Here is a 20,910-nt window from a genome sequence, read left to right as displayed (position 1 = left end):
GGTATATATTCGATTTCTCACGATTGTCACTTTATCCCACCACTGGTACGTGGTGGTTATGCGAAACGTGGCGCACCTGGATCTTTTGTCAATCTTCCGATTAATACAACTCTATTCATCATATTTATACCACCTCATATCTTTTTCTTTATTGTAGAAAAAAATAGAAGATAGGTAAAAAATGCAAAATAATATATTTCTAAAAAGAAATCATCACTTTGAATCTAAAAAAACACAAAAAGAAATCCTGCATGTTTCAAACATGCAGGATTTCTTTCAATTAGTCATTTTTCGCAAAGTAAGAAACGAAACGAAGAATTTCTAAGTACAACCATACTAATGTCATCATTAGTCCCATCGCACTGTACCACTCCATATATTTTGGAGCTCCACTACGTGCGCCATTTTCGATTAAATCGAAGTCTAGTAATAGATTTAATGCAGCAACGATAATCACAACTGCACTAATGATGATGCCAATTGTTCCACCTTGGTGAATATACGGAACAGTAACACCAAACATGTTTAATAGAAAAACGATCAAGTACATAACCAAAATCCCAAGCGTTGCGGCCATTATGCCTGTACGGAACTTATCCGTTACCTTTACAACACGAGTTGCGTATAAAACTAACATTGCAAATAAAATTGAAATTGTTAGTAATACAGCATTTAAAATAATAGAGTTGTCAAAACGAATCGCATATACTGCTGAAATGCTTCCTAAGACAATCCCTTCAACAGCTGCATAAATAGGTGCCGTAATAGGCGCCATTTTCGGGAAGAAGATAGCCGCAAATGCGATAATTGCAGCCACAATTAATGCTCCAATTAAAACTGGCATTTGCATTTTCCCCGTATACATCTGTATGTATGAATAGACAGACGTTGCAAGAAGCAAGACAAGCATAATAAATGTTTTGCCTACAGCTCCGCCAATTGTCATCGCAGACGTACTTGCTCCCTGTTTACGAAAGGTTTCTTTTTTCAACATTGGATTAGATGTTCTCATTTTTTCCCTCCTAAAATATGTTCTACCAATAGTGTAAAGTTTTTCTCTTTACATTTCAATATATGCAGCTTGTTTTTATTTTAAACCTTCAACGATGTCAGACAGTTCGCTCCAGCGTTCCATTGCTTTTTCCAGTTCTGCTTCTGTTTGCTGCTGCGCCTCAGAAAGCTCCTGTGCTTTTGTAAAATCAGAACCTACATTCGCAAGTTCTTCTCCAATCGTTTCAAGCTTCTCTTCAAGCCCAGCAATCGTATCTTCAATGGTTTCCCATTCACGTTGTTCGTGATAGGAAAGTTTACGTTTACGTTGTTGCTTTGGAGCTTCTTCCACTTTCTTTTCTTTCTGTACTTCTACTTTTTCTAATAGTTCTTGGGCCTTTTGTATATCTAGGTAATCACTATAGCTTCCTAGGAATTCACGAACTTCTCCGCCACCAGTAAAGATAAATAATTCATCTACTACTTTATCTAAGAAGTAGCGATCATGCGATACCGTAAGAACGACACCCGGGAAATCTTCTAAATAGTCTTCTAGTACTGTTAACGTTTGTGTATCTAAATCGTTTGTCGGCTCATCTAATAGAAGTACATTCGGCTCTCCCATTAAAAGACGTAATAAATACAGACGTCTTCTTTCACCACCAGATAGTTTACCAAGTGGTGTTCCATGTGAATGCGGTTGGAATAAGAAACGCTCAAGCATTTGGGATACTCCAATGACTTTACCGTCTGTTGTATGAATGACTTCTGCAATTTCTTTAATATATTCAATCATACGTTGATTTAAATTCATCTCTTCATTTTCTTGCGTATAATAAGCAACTTTCACAGTTTGTCCAACTTCAATTTCACCACCGTCAGGTAATAATTTGCCTGCAAGCATATTTAATAAAGATGATTTCCCGCTACCATTAGCCCCAATAATACCGATTCGATCGCCTGGTTTCACAATATGATTAAAATTATGTAATACCGTTTTTTCACCAAATTTCTTCGTTACATCTTTTAACTCAAGCACTTTCTTTCCTAAGCGACTCCCGCTGAGTGAAATATCAACAGATTGCTTCGCTGCTGGACCTTCTTGTTCTTTCAACTCTTCGAACCGCTGAATACGTGCTTTTTGTTTTGTAGAACGAGCTTTCGCACCGCGGCGAATCCAAGCAAGTTCACGGCGATATAGATTTTGGCGCTTTGATTCTTGTGCTAACTCTTGTTCCTCACGAAGTGCCTTCGCTTCTAAAAATGTACTATAGTTTCCTTCATAGCTATACAAATTACCATTATCTAGCTCAAAAATACGATTTGTAACACGGTCTAAAAAATAACGATCATGTGTTACAAGTAAAACTGCTCCAGTATACCGTGCTAAATATTCTTCTAACCATTCCACTGTTTCATGATCAAGATGGTTTGTTGGCTCATCTAAAATTAATAAATCAGGTGTTTCAATAAAGCACTGTGCCATTGCAATACGTTTTTTTTGTCCACCAGATAAGTTCCCCACAGTTGCAGTGAAATCTGTAATTCCGAGTTTCGTTAAAAGCGACTTCGCATTCGCATTTGCTTCCCATGCATTCATCGCATCCATATGTTGCTGCACTGCAAATAATTGTTCTTGCACTTTTTCATTACTCGGGTCTTTTTCTATGTTTAATAACGCTTGTTCGTATTCACGAAGAAGGCAAATTAGCGGCGTATCACCGTGGAATACTTGCTCAAGCACTGTTAAATTTTCATTAAAATCCGGTTGCTGTGATAAATAGCTAATTGTATAACCACGCGTATGTGTCATATCACCTGTATCTGGAATCTCTACCCCTGCAATAATTTTTAATAATGTAGATTTCCCTGTACCGTTTACTCCAATAATCCCTGCACGTTGACCCTCTGCAATACTAAATGATAATCCATCAAATAATGGTTTATCTCCATATGATTTCGATACGTTTTCCACTGTTAGCATTTTCATATTTGTGCATTCCACTCTTTCATAAATTGTTCTATAAACTCTTCCATATAACGATGGCGAATTTCAGCCTCTCGTTTTGCAGCATCCGTATTCATTAAATCTTTCAACTTCAAAAGCTTTTCGTAGAAATGATTTAACGATGGATCATCATTTTTTCGATATTCTTCTTTTGTCATCTCTTCTCGAGGTGGAATGTTCGGATCATACATTAAACGTCCTTTTGCACCGCCGTAAGCAAACGTTCGGGCAATACCAATTGCACCAAGTGCATCTAAACGATCTGCATCTTGAACGATTTTCCCTTCTAATGTGCTTACCTTGCCACCATGCCCACCTTTATATGACATATTCATTATAATATGAAGGATATGTTCATTTTCTTCTTCAGTAACATTCAATCCTTCTAGCCAATCAGAAACTTTTTTCATACCAGCTTCTTCACTTTCATTTAACTTCTCATCCGCTACATCATGAAGTAAAGCTGCCATCTCAATTACAAAACGATCCCCACCTTCTTTTTCAGACAAAGAAATCGCCAATTTATGTACACGTTCAATATGATACCAATCATGTCCACTAGCATCTGTTTCTAAAATATTCCTTACAAAAGCAACTGTTTTTTGTATTTTTTCTTGTTTTTTCATTTATCTTCACCCAATTTCTTATTGTAACACGCTCTCATTTTTTCATCACATATTTTCTTGTCCGCCCATAGACTGTTTTGTACGTACGATCATGAAGGAGGAAATAAAAATGTTCTACAATAATAAATACCCTTATCCAGAGCAACCATACTATCCTCAAAATCAAGAACAACGATATCAAGAGCAGCAGTTTGAAGAACAAGAACCACAACAACAAGAATTTCAATATCAACAGAATTCGTACTTAGCACAACAAACTCAAGAAGCTCAATACCATCAAAATCCATATACAGCTCAGCAACCTCATGAAACCCAACACCATCAAAATCCTTACGTAACACAACCAGGTCAGGAAAATCAGTACCAACAGAATCCTTACGTAGCTCAACAAGCTCCATATCAGCAACCACAAATGTATCAACCATACCAGGATACACGCGTTTCACCACCAACACCAACATTAGATCCAACCCAACCACAAATCTTGCCACCAGCTCCTACTACAGCTATTCCTACTGAGCCAACACAACAACAAATCCAACAAGTTGTTGGTACACACTATTTGTCGTTAAAGAAACCTGTATTAGATTTCGTAAAACCATGGGTAGAGTACGGTATGAATGAAGCAAAACATACCTCTCAACAACACGCAATGACAGAGGTTGCTGCAATTATGTTCTTAGTTGGAAAAGGATTTAATCCGACAATTGCTCATTATATTGTGGAATCTTGGGAGAAGAATGAACAGTTTTAAGCTTGTTCATTTTGTGTAATATAAAACTATAAAAGTGCCATAAACGCTTGTATAACAAGCATTTATGGCACTTTTTATTTGTTATATTATATTTTAAAAGTGAATTTCATATTTTTTCAAGTGTTTTTATATTATTTGTGAGCAAAATGTAGCCTTTTTATAGTTAATGTTGCATACAAAAAAAGAATCGACTCATAAGAGCTGGCTTTTCACTAAACTATATTTATTATACTTCTAATTCCTCTACCTTCTCATCCGGCACATTCGCCTTCAAATAAAAAAACGCTAATTCTTCGTCCTTCGTCATCCCCCTTTGTGAAGCCATCCCGTCCAACAACGCCCACTCCGAATCCCCAACAATATTTCGATAATATTTCTTATCTTCCTCGTAAACTAACATCGATATCATTTCCTTCGGACTGGCTATCGTCAGTTGCCTTCCGGATTGATCTACGTAAAACACCGAAATCGTATCACTCGCTCGGTAGATTTCGAATTCATATGTATGCTTCCCTCGTTTTATTTCTACGTTATACCACATTAACTCCTGCAAACCATTTACTGATATTTCGTATAAGTTCGACTGTGTCTGTGCCATTACCTCGTCCCCTTTTCCGTCAATTTATCGTTTTACCATGTGTAAAATTTTAACAGTTGAATGCTAACTTAGTGTAAATTCAGTATAAATTTCCCATTAATATTAAAAGATGATGATAGGCTATTTTTATAATTGAATTACCTTTCGGACTCTAAAAAACATCCTACCAACAAAGATTCTCTATTTCTGTCAATATGAAAGTATATACTAATATGGTTTAATTTTCATGCTTCATTAAGTATAGAAGGGGTTTATGCGATGGGACAATTTCAAAGTAATTTTCAAAACGCTGCACAAATCGCAACGCAAATGAGGGCAGCTTCGGATGCAATTCAAAGTGCAACAAATCGTTCTATAACAAAGGCGACGCGTACTACGCTATCTGTTAATTCCAAAGCACAAGAGGCGAACCAACAAGCTTTAGATCTAACGAAACAATTTTGTGCCGCCTTCCAACAAGCAGTCGATAATATTCATTCGGTAGCTAACGAGTTTGAGAGAATGGATAACGAACTTCAACAGAATTTTTCATGATTCTATTAGGCGATATAACAACCTACATAAACATGAAACGGTAGGAGGTACAAAATGAATCCAGATATCGAAAAACAAATCAATCAACTCAATCAAAAATTAAGAAGTGTATTCGAAGAGCAGGACCGGAATCAATCTGCGATTCAAACTCAAGAACGCACAGAAGCAAATTTTCACGAATGGAAAAGTCGAAGTAACCGTTTGTTTAACCGAATTCTAGAAACTTGGTATGGGGATAAAGAATTATCTCATTTTTTTATGAATATGCGTCAAGAAGCACAACACATTGAGCGAAAACTTACATTCGAATTGGAAAACCAAAAAGAAACGTTGCTTAAAGAGAAGCGAGACCTTAGTGATTTAGAAAACGACCTTTCCTGTCAGCAACAACAACTAGCAAGGGAGGTCAATGCATGAGTTTAAATATGTATTTAGGCGAAGTACAAAGCCAAACTCAAAGTATGAACGCTGTATGTACCGCTACCATTCAAGGTATGGAACAAGCTATTCAGTCGATTGACGCTTTTGCACGTGATACTGTTTTACAAGGACAAACTTACGACAGTGCAAGAACATTCTTTGCCCAAACCTTTCGACCTTTGGCTCAAGGAATCATTTACTTATGTGAAGAATTACTCCGTCAGAATGATGCCTTTCCAAGTCAATTTCAATCAAAGGTAGCTTCAACTGATGTCATTGAACAAGAGCTACTCGAACAAATTAAAGAAATGGACCGAATGAAAACCAGTATGGAAGCCATCAGTCAAACTATGCCAATCCCAGGTATGGACGCTATGGCGAATCTTTTTACTGTCATGAGGAAAAAACTGCAAGAAAAGCTAGATCATCTACATGAATTCAATCAGACCTCTAGCAATAACTATAGTACAGCAATTCAATTAGCCGCTAGCATTGCGACAGGCCTTGCCGAAGTCCAAAGCGGAAAAGGTTTTAGTCTTGCTAGTGGCACATTTAGTACGCAAAGATTGAATATGGAGTGGACGGCTTCCATTCAGGCGATTGAAGAAGATAGGAAGCGTCAGGCCGACAATCTTTTAAATGGTAGTTCAATTGAAGAAGGAGCAATGTGTGGTCCATTAAATAGTGAAAAAAAAGATGAATCTTTACTGGATAAGTTTAAACATGGTGTCGAAGATATTTATGAAAGTGCTTCGGACTTTATACAAGGCGCTGGCAGTGCAGTAGCAGAAGACTATATTGGACTAACACCACCTGATAATGATAAATTAGAAAGCAATGCAACTTATCAAGCTGGAAGGTTTACTGGACATGTTTTATCAACGGTAGGATCTATTGTAGAAATTTTTGAAGGTATTTCAGTCATAGGCGGGGCTAATTTCTTAACCTTCGTCGCAGAAGTAGGAAGTGGTGGGTTAGCATCACCAATTGTTCTTCCATTAGATGCAGTTGCTACAGCGGCGGGGCTTGGTGCTGTTGGACATGGTGGGTTTGTTTTGAATAAATCAATTCAAAATGCTCAGGATACTCTTCAAAGGTTCCAGTCTTCTTTTGGTAGGTCTGGTGAAGGAGTTAAACAGACAGGGAAACCTAACTACAAAGACTATGTAAAAGCAGAAAAAGGACAAAGACCGCCAAATTTCACTCCTAAAGGAGCTAAGAGAAGTGGAGCTTTCAACGAAGCTAAGAGAGCAAGCGGTATTCCTGTTAATGAACAGCCAACTAAGGTTACACCAGCTGTAGATAAAAGAGGAAACCCTATACCTGGAAGAGACTATCATTTCAAAGATGGTAAGATTATAAGAGAGCATTCAGGCGGTCATACTTACCCAGATGATCCATCCCAAAATAGAGGATCACATTTCAATGATGTACATGGAAATCATTATGACTATTAAAATTGAGGTGGTAAAATGAAGTGTTGGAATGAAGTAGAAGAAGATGCATTCTCATACTATAAATGGTTTAGTAAGGATGAAGCAATCAAAAGAGTCGGTAATTTACCAAATTTAAGTGTATTCAGTGTTAATGGCTCCATGTTATTTAGCCCAGATGAAAAAAAACAATTCAAAGAAGTATGTAGCACTGAAATCAAGCAAGTATTTATGAAACATAATTTAACTAATGTCTACAAATTCTACTTGCTTGCAGCTATTGAAATCCAAGACAAAAACTCTAAGATTGAAAAATACCGAAAGGTATGGAAGGCTCTTCAAACCAAATGGCAACTTGAGAAATTTAATAAGGGTTCAGAAGTTGAAATGGAAGTTGGAGGAACAACTTTCTACTCAAGCATTGCAGAGTTTTGTCTTGAGGAACTTCCAGCTGCCATTGAAATAGTTTCTAGTAACCCTAAAAGATTTACAATTATTTCAAGTAAAAATAGTGATATGCTTATGGAAGAAAACATTAGCAGAATCTTCGGAAAAGTATTTAATGAATATAACCAATGGAAAGATGAAGTAGATTATTTTAACCTTTCTATTCATCTTTGTCCAAAAGATGATATAGTTTTTAGATGGGGAGATTCATTAGAGGAAGCGGAAATAGCTGCTATATTTAAAAGAGATATACTTACACTTTTAAATAGCTAACTGCAAAACTTTACTAAAAACAACTATATTTCAATTAATCATTATATCATTTTAATAGAGTTAAAGAAAATCCGACTCGCAAGAGCCGGATTTTCATTTCACATATACAAAGGCTTCGCTAGCAGTTACATAGTATGTTTTGCCCTTACTGTTGTGTACTTTGTATTGTAGTGAACCGTTCACATCAACTTTAGTGTCGATGGTAAAGCCTAATCCTGCATCTAGAGACCCAGCAACATCTTTATCCTGCCAAGATGGAGAATCATAGAAACGTAGGTTGTCCACTTTGGAGACAACACGCTTTCCTACAATCGGATTAACTGACTCTTTCTTCTCAAATTTGATGTAAGAAGGATTGTTATATACCCACTGATTCCCGCCAAGATTTAGCCACCCATCTTTTTCGCCCCCTACTTTATAGGATTCTGGTTTATTTAACTGACGAATAACAGAGTAACTTGCATCTGGTCCTTTACGAAGATTTACATTGTAACCTTCAATATATGCAGTTCCTTCCACATTAGCGACTGGTTCGCCTGGTTTAGATGTTTGCTCTGGAACAGAAACGTCACTGTTATTATATGCATGTTTCACATCAGCACGAAATTGTACTTCTGATACACCATGACTACGTAAATAATCCAGTGGGTCTTCGTGATCTGTACCACCAAGATACTTTGTTACATCATAGTGAATCCACAATCCTTTTTCAACAGATAGATTGTTATCTTTTAAGATTTTAGCTAACAATTTAACGTACTTTTCATAAGAGCGTTTAAATTTACCATAGTCTGCAGTTTCGCAAAGTTCAACGTGTACAAAACGTTTATTTGTACCTGGTCCTGCACCATAAGCGATGTATTTTGTATCAGCAATTTTGATTGTTTCATTCCAGTCAACTGCATAATGTACGAAAGCTGAACGCCATGTATGAGATTCATACTTTTGTATATTAATAGCTGGCGCTTCGGGTGTTGCTGTGGAATGTGCCACAACGCCTTCATAAGCCCCTACACCATAACAATATGGTTGTTTAGGTAAATCTGGAATAATAAGTGTTCTATCAGCAAAAGCACTTGTTGTAAAAGATACCGCAAGTACTAGAATCATAAGAAGTGAGGTAAGATGTTTCATTGTTTTTTTCATTTAGTATCAGCATCCTTTTTCAAAAAAACAAAGTAAATTGGGTTCCAGAGGGTGGACTATAAAGGAGTGGTATTTTATGATAAATAAGAAACCAGGGAAGGTTTGTGAATTAGTTCATGAATTTACAGTGTATAATCACAATTTGAATAGAAGACACATTGATTTTACAGAGTTAAAGCAATTGATTAATGAAGTGATTAAAGCTGGTGAATTTGCGGAACTGGTAATTACACCTATATACCAAAATAGTAAAATTAATCTAGGGATAATATGGGATAATGAAGATTTTAGTATCTCTATGACTGAGAATGATTTTGTTACAAAACAAGAAATTGAGCAAGAAATTAGTGATATTCGTGAAAAACAATTTTCAACAATGATTGATGAAGAAAAATATGTTTCTCTAAAGACTGTTCGATTATTTCCTAAAGGAAATGTAGAGCTTTTTCAAGAGTATTTAAGAGAATATATAGATTTTTTGGAAGAAAGGTTACCAATTTACTACAGAGAAATCCTAGAGAAAATAAAAAACAATTATCAAAATAGTTTAGAGCTTCTTGCATTTGGTTATTTGGGATTTGAGGTACTAAGCAATAACATAGAGTAAAAAAATAAAAGTCCGCTTTGACTGAAAATGTCATTGCGGATTTTTATTTTCTCTATCATTAAATAGATTATCAGATAATTATGATTGGAGGTGATGTATAGTGAATAGTTCTTATCAATGTTGCTTTTGTGATAAAGAAATCACTTCAAAAGTTACTGAGTTGATTGTAGTTGTAAATTGGAAAAAAGATAGAAGTAACACCACCTGATAATGATAAATTAGAAAGCAATGCAACTTATCAAGCTGGAAGGTTTACTGGACATGTTTTATCAACGGTAGGATCTATTGTAGAAATTTTTGAAGGTATTTCAGTCATAGGCGGGGCTAATTTCTTAACCTTCGTCGCAGAAGTAGGAAGTGGTGGGTTAGCATCACCAATTGTTCTTCCATTAGATGCAGTTGCTACAGCGGCGGGGCTTGGTGCTGTTGGACATGGTAGGTTTGTTTTGAATAAATCAATTCAAAATGCTCAGGATACTCTTCAAAGGTTCCAGTCTTCTCCGTCTTCTGGTGGGCGTGTTAGTGAAACTAATAAAGTTAAAAGTTTTCAAAATAGAATTGATAACATACGTAATAGTATGCCAAATAATACTCTTAAAAAGCGTGGTAATATGGCTACAGCAGATGTTGAAGAGTTTTCAATGTTGAAACCGGAATCAGAACGTATTTTCAAAAGCTATGAGCCATCTGCTTCTAAACCAGATGCGACTAAATTTGATAGATTTCATGATACAGAAGCAAAAATTCTAGAAGATATAGCTTCTCAAATTAAGAATCCAAATATTTCTGGAAAAATTGATTTATATACAGAACTACCTGCTTGTCAAAGTTGTAGTAATATTATTTTAGAATTTAGGAAGAGATATCCTAATATTCACCTTAATATACACACAAAAAATTGAAATTTGGAGGAGACAGAATGAATTTAAGGTATGATGAGATTACAGAAGATGTTATTGATACATATAGTAGCCTTCATATTAGAGCAGAATATGAAATAAAGGATACTTTTTATGCGTTACTAAATGATTATGAACATTCAGAAGAATATACTGAAACGGAAGAATGCTGTATCTACGTTAGCTTTGCATTGTTACTTATTGAAAAAAATAAAAATATTGATTTTATAAAAACTCGTTCAAATGAATTACTTGACAACAAAAAGATGGAAGTTCATAGAATAGAGTTAAAAGATGAGATTGCAGAGTTTACTAGTGATGTTAATAAATTGAAGGGATTTTTATAGGAGTATTGTAATTACTTTCGTTTCATCTGAATGATTACAGTTCGATAACGTAGTTTTATGAAAAGAGAGACCCCTTATAATAAACTCCCATCATTTATTGTATATGCTATTGTGAATTTTGTATTGTGGTGATCCATTGACAGTTACTTTTGCATCAATTGCAAATCCTAATCCTGCATCCACAGTTCCGGCAACATCTTTATCCTGCCAAGAAGGAGAATCATAGAATCGTAGGTTGTCCACTTTAGACACAACACGTTTTCCTGCAATCCGATTAACTGGCTCTTTCTTCTTAAACTTGATGTAAGAAGGATTGTATTTAATCCACTGATTCCCCCCAAGATTTAACCAACCATCTTTTTCAGACGAGTCATTCATAATCTATGAATTATTCATTGTAAAAATGTAATAAAAAGAAATATAATTTTCTTATTTCGGTTAGAAACCATGTAATTTCTAGTATATTCCTATATAATCAATAGAGAAAATCTTACAAACGGAGGTATCAACATGGCACTTTGGAGTAATATTGGTACATTTTTATTTTTAATAGCTCTTATTTTACTCATCTTATGTATCATTTCATTCTTTAAGAAAAATGGTAAAGCAATGAGATATGGTAGACCTACGGTTATTTGTTTTATTATTTCATTTTTAATATCAGCAACAAGCACCGCGGAAACGAAGCACCCTATTGTTAACTTTTTCGCTAATGTATGTTTAATCCTATTTATTTTCTTCCTTGTCTTAGCAATCTTATCTATCATTAAGAAAACTGGTATGGCGAAGAAACAGTTTTTAATTACAGCTGTTTTATTTATAGCTTTCGGGCTATTAACCAGTGTCGCAACTCCTTCTGCTGAAAAAATAACAGCAAAAGATAAAAAAGTTGCACCTGAAAAAAAAGAACTAGAAGATAAAAAAGATGCTAAAAAGAAAGAGGCCGACGAAAAGGCTCAAAAACAACAAGAAGAGCAAAAACGTCAAGCCGAGGAACAAGCTCAAAAACAACAAGAAGAGCAAAAACGTCAAGCTGAGGAACAAGCTCAAAAACAACAAGAAGGGCAAAAACGTCAAGCTGAAGAACAGGCACAAAAGCAACAAGAAGAGCAAAAACGTCAAGCTGAAGAACAGGCACAAAAGCAACAAGAAGAGCAAAAGCGTCAAGCTGAGGAACAAGCCCGGAAACAGCAAGAACAACAAGCAACTTCGCCAGCACAACCTGCTACTGAAAGTAATAGTAATGTACAATATAAAAACTGCACAGAAGTAAAAAATGCAGGTAAAGCTCCTCTATATAGTGGACAACCTGGCTATAGCAGTAAACTAGATAGAGACGGCGATGGTGTTGCATGTGAACGTTAATGTACATAAAAAAGAAGCTCATATTCGAGCTTCTTTTTTACAATACATTTTCAATTTCCTTCTCCAATTCTTCCGGCTTCGTCTGTGGTGCAAATCGATCAATCACTTTCCCATCACGCCCTATTAAAAACTTTGTAAAGTTCCACTTTACTGCCTTCATACCAAGTATGCCCGGTGCCTGATCCGTCATATATGTATATAGTGGATGCACGTTATCACCTTTTACATCAACTTTAGTGAACATCGGAAAGGATACACCGTAATTTAATTCACAAAAACTTGTAATCTCCTCTTCTGTACCTGGTTCTTGTCCTCCAAATTGGTTACATGGGAAACCTAAGATTTCGAATCCTTTCTCTTTATACTTTTCATAAATGGCTTGTAACCCTTTATATTGCGGTGTAAATCCACATTTACTTGCAACATTTACAATGAGAAGAACTTTACCTTCATACTCTCGTAACGATTTTTCTTCCCCTGTAATTGTTTTTGCAGAAAAATCATAAACTGTCATATATATCTGCCCCTCTCTATTATTTCATACTTATTCTCATCATATATGTATTTAACTTCTCCGTCTAATGAGAGCGCTTTATTTTCGTTCAAAAATCCGACACAAACTACTAGACAAATAGCTTGGAAAGTTTTACAATTAAATTGTGAACAAAATGTGACAGTTTACCTTCTAAATTGTGACATTTTCAATTCCATTATAATGAATAAAGGATGGTGTTGATAATGAAAACTGCACAACGTGAAATGATTTCAAATCGCGAGTTTTACTTCGTATTATACATGATGTTACTATTTGTTGCCGGTTGGGTTATGGATGTAAATGGACTATTTTTAAGCAAGTACTTTTCACTTGCAGGAATGATTTCTCTTCCACTAGTTGGTGGTCTTGTCGGATTCTTTATTATGTCAATTAGTAAAGAACAAACAAAATAATAACATTACATAAAGGCAGAAAACGATTTTTCGTTTTCTGCCTTTTATTTTATAATAAAAGAACATAAGACTATAAGGAGTGACTCATATGAAAAAAGTTGAACAGTTATCCTCTCAGTTATATCTCATTGATGATTACGATTTACAACATAACGAGCGTACAGGTACATACGTATTACTCGGTGATGATATTACTTTAATCGAAACGTGCGCAGCCCCTTCTCTTCCGCACATTCTAAATGGCTTACAACAATTACGCATTGACTTAGCTGATGTTAAAAACATTATCGTTACCCATGTTCATCTTGATCATGCTGGCGGAGCTGGTTTAATGATGGAAAAGTGCCCAAATGCTACTTTATTTGTCCATTCACGTGGCGCACGCCATATGATTGATCCTACAAAATTAATCCAAGGTGCCAAAGCTGTCTATGGCGATGCTTTTGATGAACTCTTTAATCCAATCCTTCCTATTCCAGAAAAACGTGTCCATATTGTACAAGATGGTGACATACTACAAATTTCAGAAAATCGGACGCTTTCATTTTACGATACACCAGGGCACGCCAAGCACCATATTAGTATCCATGATTCTTTAACAAATGGCATTTTCACAGGTGACACGATTGGTATTTATTATCGAGAACTAACTGAACTTGGCGTTGAACTATATTTACCAACCACATCTCCATCACAGTTTCAACCCGACGCGATGATGACAGCAAAAGACCGCATTCGAAATATGAAAGTTGACCTCATCTATTTCGGGCATTACGGTGCATCTTCCCATGTTTCTGAAGTGTATAAACAGCTTGAGGACTGGCTCCCTATCTTTGTTGAAGCAGGAAAACAAGTATTTGAAAAAAACCAGGATTTTGAAGCAGCAAGCCATGAATTGTATACTTTATTACTTGAAAAAGTCTCTTCTCATCTTTCACAGCAAGGTGTACCAGCAACTCATTCTGTTTACGATGTGATAAAACTAGATATGGAAATCAGTGCGATGGGAATTATTGATTATCTTACAAAGCAAGAAAAGGCCAAAACAACTACTAACTAAATGAAAAAACATCCGAGGATATGACGCTCTGTTTCAAGCATATATCCTCTTTTTTTGAATATGCTTTTTTAATACTATGCATACAAAAGGAGTGACACAATGAAAAAAGTTACTCAATACTTATGCTTCACTTTATTCATTGTTATATTGCTATTTTATGGAGGGAAAATTCAATTTCATTTAGATAAACAAGCTGAGCTATCCTTTCATATGTACCATCGAATATTTTTCTTTATGTTTTTCCCCTTTTTCATCGGTGGTGTATTACGTTTCTTTCAACTTATCAGTAACAAAAAGAACCAACATATATGGAAATTTCAACCAGATAAATTTATAGGCATTGCGTTACCTTCAACATTGATTGGCTTTTCACCTATTCTATTATTCTCACCTATCGGACAATTTTCCCCTTACTTAGCTTACTTAGCTACCCTAACTCTTTTAAATACAACATTTCCCGTAATAATAAATATAATAGCTGGTTACTCATTATTAGATAGTTTCATACGACAAGAAAATCAACATAGTCCCGCATAAAGTGAAACTTTATTCACAACATCACTAGAAAAGTCAAATTCAATTGGTTTCTTCTGTTCTTCTGCTTTCTTTACAATACGTAGACGCATCCACCTATTTCTCCTATATGAGTGAATTTACCTTACCGCAAGTCCCATTAACCATGGCCGAAAAGGTCGTTCTCTATCATACTTGCTAAGGGATTGATAAAGCTGTATATATATTTCCTGAACAACATCGTCTACATCCACTTTCTCCTCTATCAAGAAATGTGCTGTCCTATAGATATCTTGGATTGTTTTATCATACAGTTCACTGTATGCCTCTTGACTTCCTGATAAAGTCCGCTCGATGAGATTGTGATAGTCTGTTTCCTGATCCATGCCTCTTCCCTCCTTTGTCTTACACTATATATTGGCAAGTAAAAAACATTTCGTTCGTTTTTTAAAATTATTTTCGATATAAATTAATATAATGATTTAAAACTTATTACTTTATAACGGTAGCTTATGGCCTCTTATAACAATTATATAATTTCCCATTTTATGATTGGTATTTAAAATAATATGTAGAAGGTATTTTTAGGAGGATATACAAATGAAAGCTATTGTTGTAACTGCATTCGGTGGACCTGAAACAATGAAGTATACAGAAGTCGATATGCCGACTTTTAATGAAAAGCAGGTGTTAATTCGCGTTATTGCTACAAGTGTCAATTTTGCCGATATTAAATCTCGCTACGGTAAAAAGGGAAATCGAAAACTCCCATTTATTCCTGGAATAGACGCCGCAGGTATTGTAGAACAAGTAGGATCAGATGTAAAAAACATCCGCATAGGACAGCGTGTAATCGCCTTTCCTCTTAATGGATCGTATGCTGAATATGTTGTCGCCAATGAAAACCTTACGTTTGTGTTACCTGATTAAGTTGACTTCACAACCGCCGCTGCTTGTCCTGTTGTATCTTTTACGAGCTACAATCTGCTTGCGAATATAGCAAGATTACAGCAAGGTGAAACCGTTCTTATTCATGCTGCGGCTGGTGGTATCGGAACAACATCGATTCAATTAGCAAAAATACTAGGGGCTGGAAAAATTATTGGAACAGTCGGAAATAAAGCGAAAAAGAAAGTTGCTTTAGAAGCTGGGGCTGATCATGTTATTTGTTATCAAGATGAGGATTTTAGTAAAAAGGCAAATGAACTTACGGGTGGTAAAGGTGCCGATGTTATTTTGGATTCCATTTCCGGGGCAGTATCAGAAAAAAGCTTGGAGTGTTTGGCTTACTATGGTCGCCTTGTCCATTTTGGTAATGCTAGCGGGGAAATTGGCACATTTCGGACAAAGGATTTACATGCAAGCTGTCGTTCTATTCTTGGCTTTAGCTTTGGAACAACTCGTAAGAAACGTCCTCACTTACTTTGTCATACCGCTAACCAAGTTTTTCAGTATTTACGTGATGGAAGCCTACAAATTGCAATTGGTAAATGCTTTACACTTCGAGATGCAGGGAAAGCACATGAATGGGTCGAAAGTAGACAGAGTACAGGAAAGATCATTCTGACTGTTAAATAGAGGTGTCATTCATGGGGTCACGAATTATGCATTTGATTATCACAAATGGTATTGCAGAGAAATTATCCATCCCTGATAAAACATCTTTCTTGCTTGGGGGAGTAGCTCCTGATGCAGTTCATTCAAAAGAGGAAAAAAACGTATCACATTTTTATGCTGGTACAACAAAAAACTATACCAGAAGAATTGATTACGGTACATTTCTTCAAAAATATAAAAAGCACATGGATTCCTCTTTCATTTTAGGGTATTATACACACCTTATTGCTGATGATAATTGGCTCAACGGTTTTTTTCTTCCTTGGCTCAAAAATAGAATCGAGCACGATCAAACAATTTTATCTATGTACCATAATGATTTCAAATTATTAAACGGAAAATTGTTACATCTCTACGATAAAGATCAGCAATTATTTCCTTTCCTTAATCAAAAAGCAACCATAGCAAATATTGAAGAAGTTTCAGAAGAAAATGTGCTAGCTTTTAAAAAGCTTATTTTTGATGATATGCTGTATCCCAAGCAAGATTTGCATACAAACTTACAAGTATTCACATTTGATCAAATCGTCGGTTATGTAGAGACTGCTATTGAGAAAGGAGTATTCTATCTAGAACAGCTCTCTAACAATAGATCTACTACAAATATTTTTTAATAATTTTAAAGCCTTCATTTCTTTAATATGAGGGCTTTTTATCATTTCTTCTACTATTTTATTTACTTAGTAATTCCACTATATTGCATCGCTATTTCAATATAGTCCATTTAGCAGTAACATTCGACATTCTCTATGCTGTTCCTTCTGAAAAAATAAAAAGACGTAACTATGTTCTATCCATAGTTACGTCTGTCTTTTCATTATTTATCTAGGCTTCTTCTTCCCAGTAAATGCAGATTTCTTTTTCTTTGGTGCTTTCGGTTTTGATTCTACAAAAGTACCTTTAAACATTTCTTGTTTCTTGAACTGGATGCCTAACTTTTTCGCAAATTGAAGTAGTTTACGCTCTTCTTGCGGAGTAACAAGGGAAACAACTGTCCCCTCTTTCCCCATACGTCCTGTACGGCCTGAACGGTGAATATATTGGTCTAATGTATCAGGTAATTCTAAGTGAATCACGTGCGTTAAATCATCAATATCTAACCCACGCGCTGCAATATCAGTCGCAAGTAGAATCTCTATTTTTCCTTGACGGAATGCGCGCATCGTTGCTTCACGTTCTTGTTTGCTTGCTTCTGCATGAAGTGCGGCTGCTTTCATTTTGCGATACTTTAATTTTTCAGCAATCTCGTCTAAACGATATGGATCATTTAAAAAGGCTACTGCTTTTACATTGCCAGTATGCATAACTCTTCTAATGTAATCATTTTTTTCACGGCGCTCACAAACGATATACGTATGCTCAACTAAACTTTTTGTTTCCGCACGTTTAATGCGAACTAATTCTGGTTCAACCGCAAAATCGCGTGCTACTTCTTCTGCGTCTTTTGTCATTGTTGCAGAGAAGAATACTAGTTGACGATCACGCATTGTGGATTTAATTACATCAAACACAGCTTCCATCATCTTTTGTTTTACAATTTGATCAAATTCATCAAATACAATTGTTTTCACTTCGTGCATTTTTAATTTTTTCATGCGAATTAATTCTAAAATACGTCCTGGTGAACCAACAATTACCTTCGGATGTTTCTTCAATCTTTCCACTTGGCGCTTAATATCCGCACCACCAATTAAAGATGCACCTGAAATATCAGTTCCTGCTGTAAACTTTTGAACTTCTTCATGAATTTGCATAACAAGTTCACGTGTTGGAGCTAAAATGACAACCTGTGGTTGTTTCACTTCAGGATTAATTTTATGTAAAAGTGGTAATAAGTACGCTAATGTTTTTCCTGTTCCAGTTGGAGATTCAGCTATAACGTCTTGTCCTTCTAAAATCATTGGAATTGCTTGTTTTTGAATTTCAGTAAATTCTTTAAAACCAGCCTTCTCCCAAGCTTGTTGCAAAAATGGTTGCATGTCTTTTATCATTTGTTTTTCTCCTTTATCTCTATTTTTGAAGAAAATGTTGTATTGCTCGCACTGTTTCTATCATGTGAGAAATAACAGCTATTAAATCATCAACATGGTCTTCTGTAATCGCTTTTTGAAATAGAACTTCTACCTTATTATGATATGAAATCGCTTGCTTATTATATTCGTATGAAATTTGTTGCGTAATCATTCGCTCTTTTCCCCAGATAGATTGTAACAAGTTTTCGATTTCTTGACACTCTGCTTCTGGTTGCTGTAACGGGAACGCGAAGCGTAATTTCATTTCACAGCCTGGTATAAACTGTGGTACCTCTAATATCTCACCTGATAGATTCTTCGCATCTACAGACAGTGAGAATGTCGCTTCTACTAGCTGTTCAAACTGTTCATTTAATTGAAATGAAATATGATATATACGGCTTAGCGATGCAAGGTCCATCATATCTTTTCGATCCGTTACAAGAATATCGCCATGTAAATCAAAATCATAGACAGCTCCTTCAACGATCACTTTTAAGTTGTCAAAAGCAGTTGGATCAAACATAATTTCCTCCAAAAAACAGGCGCCTTTCGATGGAAAGGCGCCACTTGATGTATATATAGTTTACAGATAAACGAGATGAATTACAACCTTTTAGAATAAACCTACTGCTTTTCCATCTTCATTTACGTCCATTTGAAGAGCAGCTGGTTGTTTTGGAAGACCTGGCATTGTTAACATTGTTCCAGTTAACGCTACAATAAATCCTGCACCGATAGACGGTTTCAGTTCACGAATTGTAACAATAAAGTCAGATGGTCGACCTAATTTTGTTGCATCGTCAGAAAGAGAGTATTGTGTTTTCGCCATACATACTGGTAGGTTACTCCAGCCTTCCCCTGTAAATTGAGCCAATTGCTTACGTGCTTTCGGAGCAAATTCAATATCTTTTGCGCCGTATACTTTTTGAGCAATTGTACGAATTTTTTCTTCTAATGGTAATTCTAAATCATAAAGTGGTGCGTATTTGTTGTCACCTTTTTCAATTACTTTTAATACTTTCTCAGCAAGGTCTACACCACCTTGGCCACCTTTTTCCCAAACTTCTGTTAAGGATACTTCGTAGCCACGCTCGTTGCACCATTCTTGTAAGAATGCAACTTCTGCATCTGTATCTGTAATGAATTTATTAATTGCGATTACGAATGGAACACCGAACGCTTGAATTGTTTCAACATGTTTTTGTAAGTTTTCCATTCCTTTTGCTAGCGCATCTACATTTTCTTCTTTCAGCTGATCTCTCGCCACACCGCCGTGCATTTTAAGCGCACGAATTGTCGCAACGATAACTACTGCTTCTGGTTTAATACCAGCTGCACGCGCTTTAATATCTAAGAATTTTTCAGCACCTAAGTCCGCACCGAAACCAGCTTCCGTGATTACATAATCACCTAATTTTGCTGCCATTGTTGTAGCGATAACACTGTTACAACCGTGAGCGATATTAGCGAATGGTCCACCATGAATGATTGCTGGTGTATTTTCTAATGTTTGTACTAAGTTTGGTTTTAACGCATCTTTTAATAAAAGTGTTAACGCTCCTTCTACGCCTAAATCTTTAACTGTTACAGGCTCGTTGTCCATATTATAAGCAACGACAATGCGAGATAAACGTGCTTTTAAATCTTGAATATCTGTCGCAAGGCAGAATACAGCCATAATTTCAGATGCTACTGTAATATCAAAACCGTCTTCACGCGGTACACCTTGAACTGGCCCACCAAGACCAATTACCACATTACGCAGTGCACGGTCATTTAAATCGACACAGCGCTTCCATACGATTTTTCGCGTATCAATTTTAAGTGTATTTCCTTGTTGAATATGGTTATCGATAAACGCTGCTAATGCGTTATTTGCAGTTGTGATGGCATGAATATCACCAGTAAAGTGAAGATTGATATCTTCCATTGGTACAACTTGTGAATAACCTCCACCTGCTGCACCGCCCTTTAGTCCCATTGTTGGTCCAAGTGATGGCTCACGAAGTGCAATTACTGCTTTTTTACCAATTTTATTAAAAGCTTGACCTAAACCAACTGTTACTGTTGATTTACCTTCTCCTGCTGGAGTCGGGTTAATCGCTGTTACTAAAACAACTTTTCCGTCCTTTTCGGTTTGTAAGCGCTTAAAAATATCAAGAGATAACTTCCCTTTATAATGACCATAAGGCTCTAGTTCTTCTTCTAAAATGTTTAACTCCGCTGCAATCTCTTGAATTTTCTTCATATTTGCTTCTTGTGCAATTTCAATATCGGATTTAACTGTTGTAGTAGTTGTCATATACCCTA

Annotated in this window: 23 protein-coding genes and 3 pseudogenes; 15 read left to right on the top strand and 11 right to left on the bottom strand. The window is 35.9% G+C overall.

Features of this window, described 5'->3' with window-relative positions; all coding sequences use genetic code 11:
• Positions 1-280: 280 nt before the first annotated feature.
• The 3 genes from JDS96_RS05020 to JDS96_RS05010 all read right to left on the bottom strand — a co-directional run bounded on the left by JDS96_RS05020 (position 281) and on the right by JDS96_RS05010 (position 3,624).
• Complete coding sequence (locus tag JDS96_RS05020; protein WP_003197270.1) at positions 281-1,012, bottom strand: Bax inhibitor-1/YccA family protein; 732 nt, start codon at positions 1,010-1,012, stop codon at positions 281-283.
• Between the two features lie 75 nt (positions 1,013-1,087).
• Positions 1,088-2,980 (bottom strand): ABC-F family ATP-binding cassette domain-containing protein, encoded by a 1,893-nt coding sequence (locus tag JDS96_RS05015; protein WP_199666277.1) that lies wholly within the window; start codon positions 2,978-2,980, stop codon positions 1,088-1,090.
• Positions 2,977-3,624 carry an HD domain-containing protein gene (locus JDS96_RS05010; RefSeq protein WP_199666276.1) on the bottom strand — a complete coding sequence of 216 codons (648 nt, stop codon included), beginning with the start codon at positions 3,622-3,624 and terminating at the stop codon, positions 2,977-2,979. The genes JDS96_RS05015 and JDS96_RS05010 overlap by 4 nt, the downstream gene beginning before the upstream one ends.
• A 109-nt stretch (positions 3,625-3,733) precedes the next feature.
• Here JDS96_RS05010 and JDS96_RS05005 point away from each other — a divergent pair, with 109 nt between their 5' ends.
• Positions 3,734-4,378: a hypothetical protein gene (locus JDS96_RS05005; protein WP_199666275.1), complete on the top strand. Its 645-nt coding sequence runs from the start codon at positions 3,734-3,736 to the stop codon at positions 4,376-4,378.
• A 226-nt stretch (positions 4,379-4,604) separates the two neighbouring features.
• Here the strand turns inward: JDS96_RS05005 and JDS96_RS05000 are convergent, their stop codons facing one another.
• The gene (locus tag JDS96_RS05000) at positions 4,605-4,976 is read right to left on the bottom strand and encodes a hypothetical protein (protein WP_199666274.1); all 372 of its coding nucleotides are present in this window, start codon (positions 4,974-4,976) and stop codon (positions 4,605-4,607) included.
• 258 nt (positions 4,977-5,234) lie between these two features.
• Between JDS96_RS05000 and JDS96_RS04995 the strand changes: the two genes are divergently transcribed.
• The 4 genes from JDS96_RS04995 to JDS96_RS04980 are packed head-to-tail and all read left to right on the top strand — an operon-like array spanning position 5,235 to position 8,083.
• Positions 5,235-5,510, top strand: coding sequence for a TIGR04197 family type VII secretion effector (locus JDS96_RS04995; protein ID WP_199666273.1), 276 nt, complete (start codon positions 5,235-5,237; stop codon positions 5,508-5,510).
• A 54-nt stretch (positions 5,511-5,564) separates the two neighbouring features.
• Complete coding sequence (locus JDS96_RS04990) at positions 5,565-5,927, top strand: DUF3958 family protein (RefSeq protein WP_199666272.1); 363 nt, start codon at positions 5,565-5,567, stop codon at positions 5,925-5,927.
• Complete coding sequence (locus JDS96_RS04985) at positions 5,924-7,387, top strand: T7SS effector LXG polymorphic toxin (protein WP_199666271.1); 1,464 nt, start codon at positions 5,924-5,926, stop codon at positions 7,385-7,387. The genes JDS96_RS04990 and JDS96_RS04985 overlap by 4 nt, the downstream gene beginning before the upstream one ends.
• A 15-nt stretch (positions 7,388-7,402) precedes the next feature.
• A complete protein-coding gene (locus JDS96_RS04980) occupies positions 7,403-8,083 on the top strand; it encodes a hypothetical protein (protein ID WP_199666270.1) in 681 nt (226 codons plus the stop codon).
• 93 nt (positions 8,084-8,176) lie between these two features.
• Here JDS96_RS04980 and JDS96_RS04975 read toward each other — a convergent pair whose 3' ends face one another.
• A complete protein-coding gene (locus JDS96_RS04975; RefSeq protein ID WP_199666269.1) occupies positions 8,177-9,229 on the bottom strand; it encodes an N-acetylmuramoyl-L-alanine amidase in 1,053 nt (350 codons plus the stop codon).
• Positions 9,230-9,305: 76 nt separating this feature from the next.
• Here JDS96_RS04975 and JDS96_RS04970 point away from each other — a divergent pair, with 76 nt between their 5' ends.
• From JDS96_RS04970 to JDS96_RS04960, 4 genes and pseudogenes are all read left to right on the top strand, one after another.
• Positions 9,306-9,836 (top strand): hypothetical protein, encoded by a 531-nt coding sequence (locus JDS96_RS04970; RefSeq protein ID WP_199666268.1) that lies wholly within the window; start codon positions 9,306-9,308, stop codon positions 9,834-9,836.
• A 188-nt stretch (positions 9,837-10,024) separates the two neighbouring features.
• Positions 10,025-10,355 (top strand): annotated as a pseudogene (locus JDS96_RS31905) (hypothetical protein); the annotation flags it as partial.
• Between the two features lie 59 nt (positions 10,356-10,414).
• On the top strand, positions 10,415-10,738 hold the full coding sequence (locus JDS96_RS31900) for a deaminase domain-containing protein (RefSeq protein ID WP_307838164.1): 324 nt from the start codon (positions 10,415-10,417) through the stop codon (positions 10,736-10,738).
• 17 nt (positions 10,739-10,755) lie between these two features.
• Positions 10,756-11,082 carry a hypothetical protein gene (locus JDS96_RS04960; RefSeq protein WP_199666267.1) on the top strand — a complete coding sequence of 109 codons (327 nt, stop codon included), beginning with the start codon at positions 10,756-10,758 and terminating at the stop codon, positions 11,080-11,082.
• A gap of 90 nt (positions 11,083-11,172) precedes the next feature.
• Here the strand turns inward: JDS96_RS04960 and JDS96_RS04955 are convergent, their stop codons facing one another.
• Positions 11,173-11,460 carry an N-acetylmuramoyl-L-alanine amidase gene (locus JDS96_RS04955; protein ID WP_199666266.1) on the bottom strand — a complete coding sequence of 96 codons (288 nt, stop codon included), beginning with the start codon at positions 11,458-11,460 and terminating at the stop codon, positions 11,173-11,175.
• Positions 11,461-11,592: 132 nt separating this feature from the next.
• On the opposite strand from JDS96_RS04955, the gene JDS96_RS04950 reads away from it, so the two are divergent.
• Positions 11,593-12,447, top strand: coding sequence for an excalibur calcium-binding domain-containing protein (locus tag JDS96_RS04950; protein WP_199666265.1), 855 nt, complete (start codon positions 11,593-11,595; stop codon positions 12,445-12,447).
• Between the two features lie 37 nt (positions 12,448-12,484).
• Here the strand turns inward: JDS96_RS04950 and JDS96_RS04945 are convergent, their stop codons facing one another.
• Complete coding sequence (locus JDS96_RS04945) at positions 12,485-12,961, bottom strand: glutathione peroxidase (RefSeq protein WP_199666264.1); 477 nt, start codon at positions 12,959-12,961, stop codon at positions 12,485-12,487.
• A 212-nt stretch (positions 12,962-13,173) separates the two neighbouring features.
• On the opposite strand from JDS96_RS04945, the gene JDS96_RS04940 reads away from it, so the two are divergent.
• The 3 genes from JDS96_RS04940 (at position 13,174) to JDS96_RS04930 (ending at position 14,992) form a co-directional block, all read left to right on the top strand.
• Positions 13,174-13,395 carry a DUF3925 family protein gene (locus JDS96_RS04940; protein WP_170958750.1) on the top strand — a complete coding sequence of 74 codons (222 nt, stop codon included), beginning with the start codon at positions 13,174-13,176 and terminating at the stop codon, positions 13,393-13,395.
• An 88-nt stretch (positions 13,396-13,483) separates the two neighbouring features.
• Positions 13,484-14,455, top strand: coding sequence for an MBL fold metallo-hydrolase (locus tag JDS96_RS04935; protein WP_199666263.1), 972 nt, complete (start codon positions 13,484-13,486; stop codon positions 14,453-14,455).
• Between the two features lie 99 nt (positions 14,456-14,554).
• Entirely contained in the window at positions 14,555-14,992 is a 438-nt protein-coding gene (locus JDS96_RS04930; protein ID WP_199666262.1) for a hypothetical protein, read from the top strand.
• A 2-nt stretch (positions 14,993-14,994) separates the two neighbouring features.
• Here the strand turns inward: JDS96_RS04930 and JDS96_RS04925 are convergent.
• Positions 14,995-15,354, bottom strand: a pseudogene (locus tag JDS96_RS04925) (sigma-70 family RNA polymerase sigma factor); the annotation flags it as partial.
• Positions 15,355-15,568: 214 nt separating this feature from the next.
• On the opposite strand from JDS96_RS04925, the pseudogene JDS96_RS04920 reads away from it, so the two are divergent.
• Both JDS96_RS04920 and JDS96_RS04915 read left to right on the top strand, forming a co-directional pair.
• Positions 15,569-16,546, top strand: a pseudogene (locus JDS96_RS04920) (quinone oxidoreductase family protein).
• An 11-nt stretch (positions 16,547-16,557) separates the two neighbouring features.
• Entirely contained in the window at positions 16,558-17,199 is a 642-nt protein-coding gene (locus JDS96_RS04915; protein ID WP_097787355.1) for a zinc dependent phospholipase C family protein, read from the top strand.
• A gap of 207 nt (positions 17,200-17,406) precedes the next feature.
• Here the strand turns inward: JDS96_RS04915 and JDS96_RS04910 are convergent, their stop codons facing one another.
• The 3 genes from JDS96_RS04910 to JDS96_RS04900 form a co-directional block, all read right to left on the bottom strand.
• Positions 17,407-18,576: a DEAD/DEAH box helicase gene (locus JDS96_RS04910; protein ID WP_040119462.1), complete on the bottom strand. Its 1,170-nt coding sequence runs from the start codon at positions 18,574-18,576 to the stop codon at positions 17,407-17,409.
• A 19-nt stretch (positions 18,577-18,595) separates the two neighbouring features.
• A complete protein-coding gene (locus JDS96_RS04905) occupies positions 18,596-19,123 on the bottom strand; it encodes a hypothetical protein (protein ID WP_003204852.1) in 528 nt (175 codons plus the stop codon).
• A 90-nt stretch (positions 19,124-19,213) separates the two neighbouring features.
• Entirely contained in the window at positions 19,214-20,902 is a 1,689-nt protein-coding gene (locus tag JDS96_RS04900; RefSeq protein ID WP_206777007.1) for a formate--tetrahydrofolate ligase, read from the bottom strand.
• Positions 20,903-20,910 lie beyond the last annotated feature (8 nt).

It is taken from the genome of Bacillus cereus group sp. N21, assembly GCF_016483395.1.
Taxonomy (GTDB): domain Bacteria; phylum Bacillota; class Bacilli; order Bacillales; family Bacillaceae_G; genus Bacillus_A; species Bacillus_A pseudomycoides.
The sequence above is the reverse complement of the archived record's forward strand: the minus strand, read 5'-3'. Positions and strand labels throughout refer to the sequence as shown.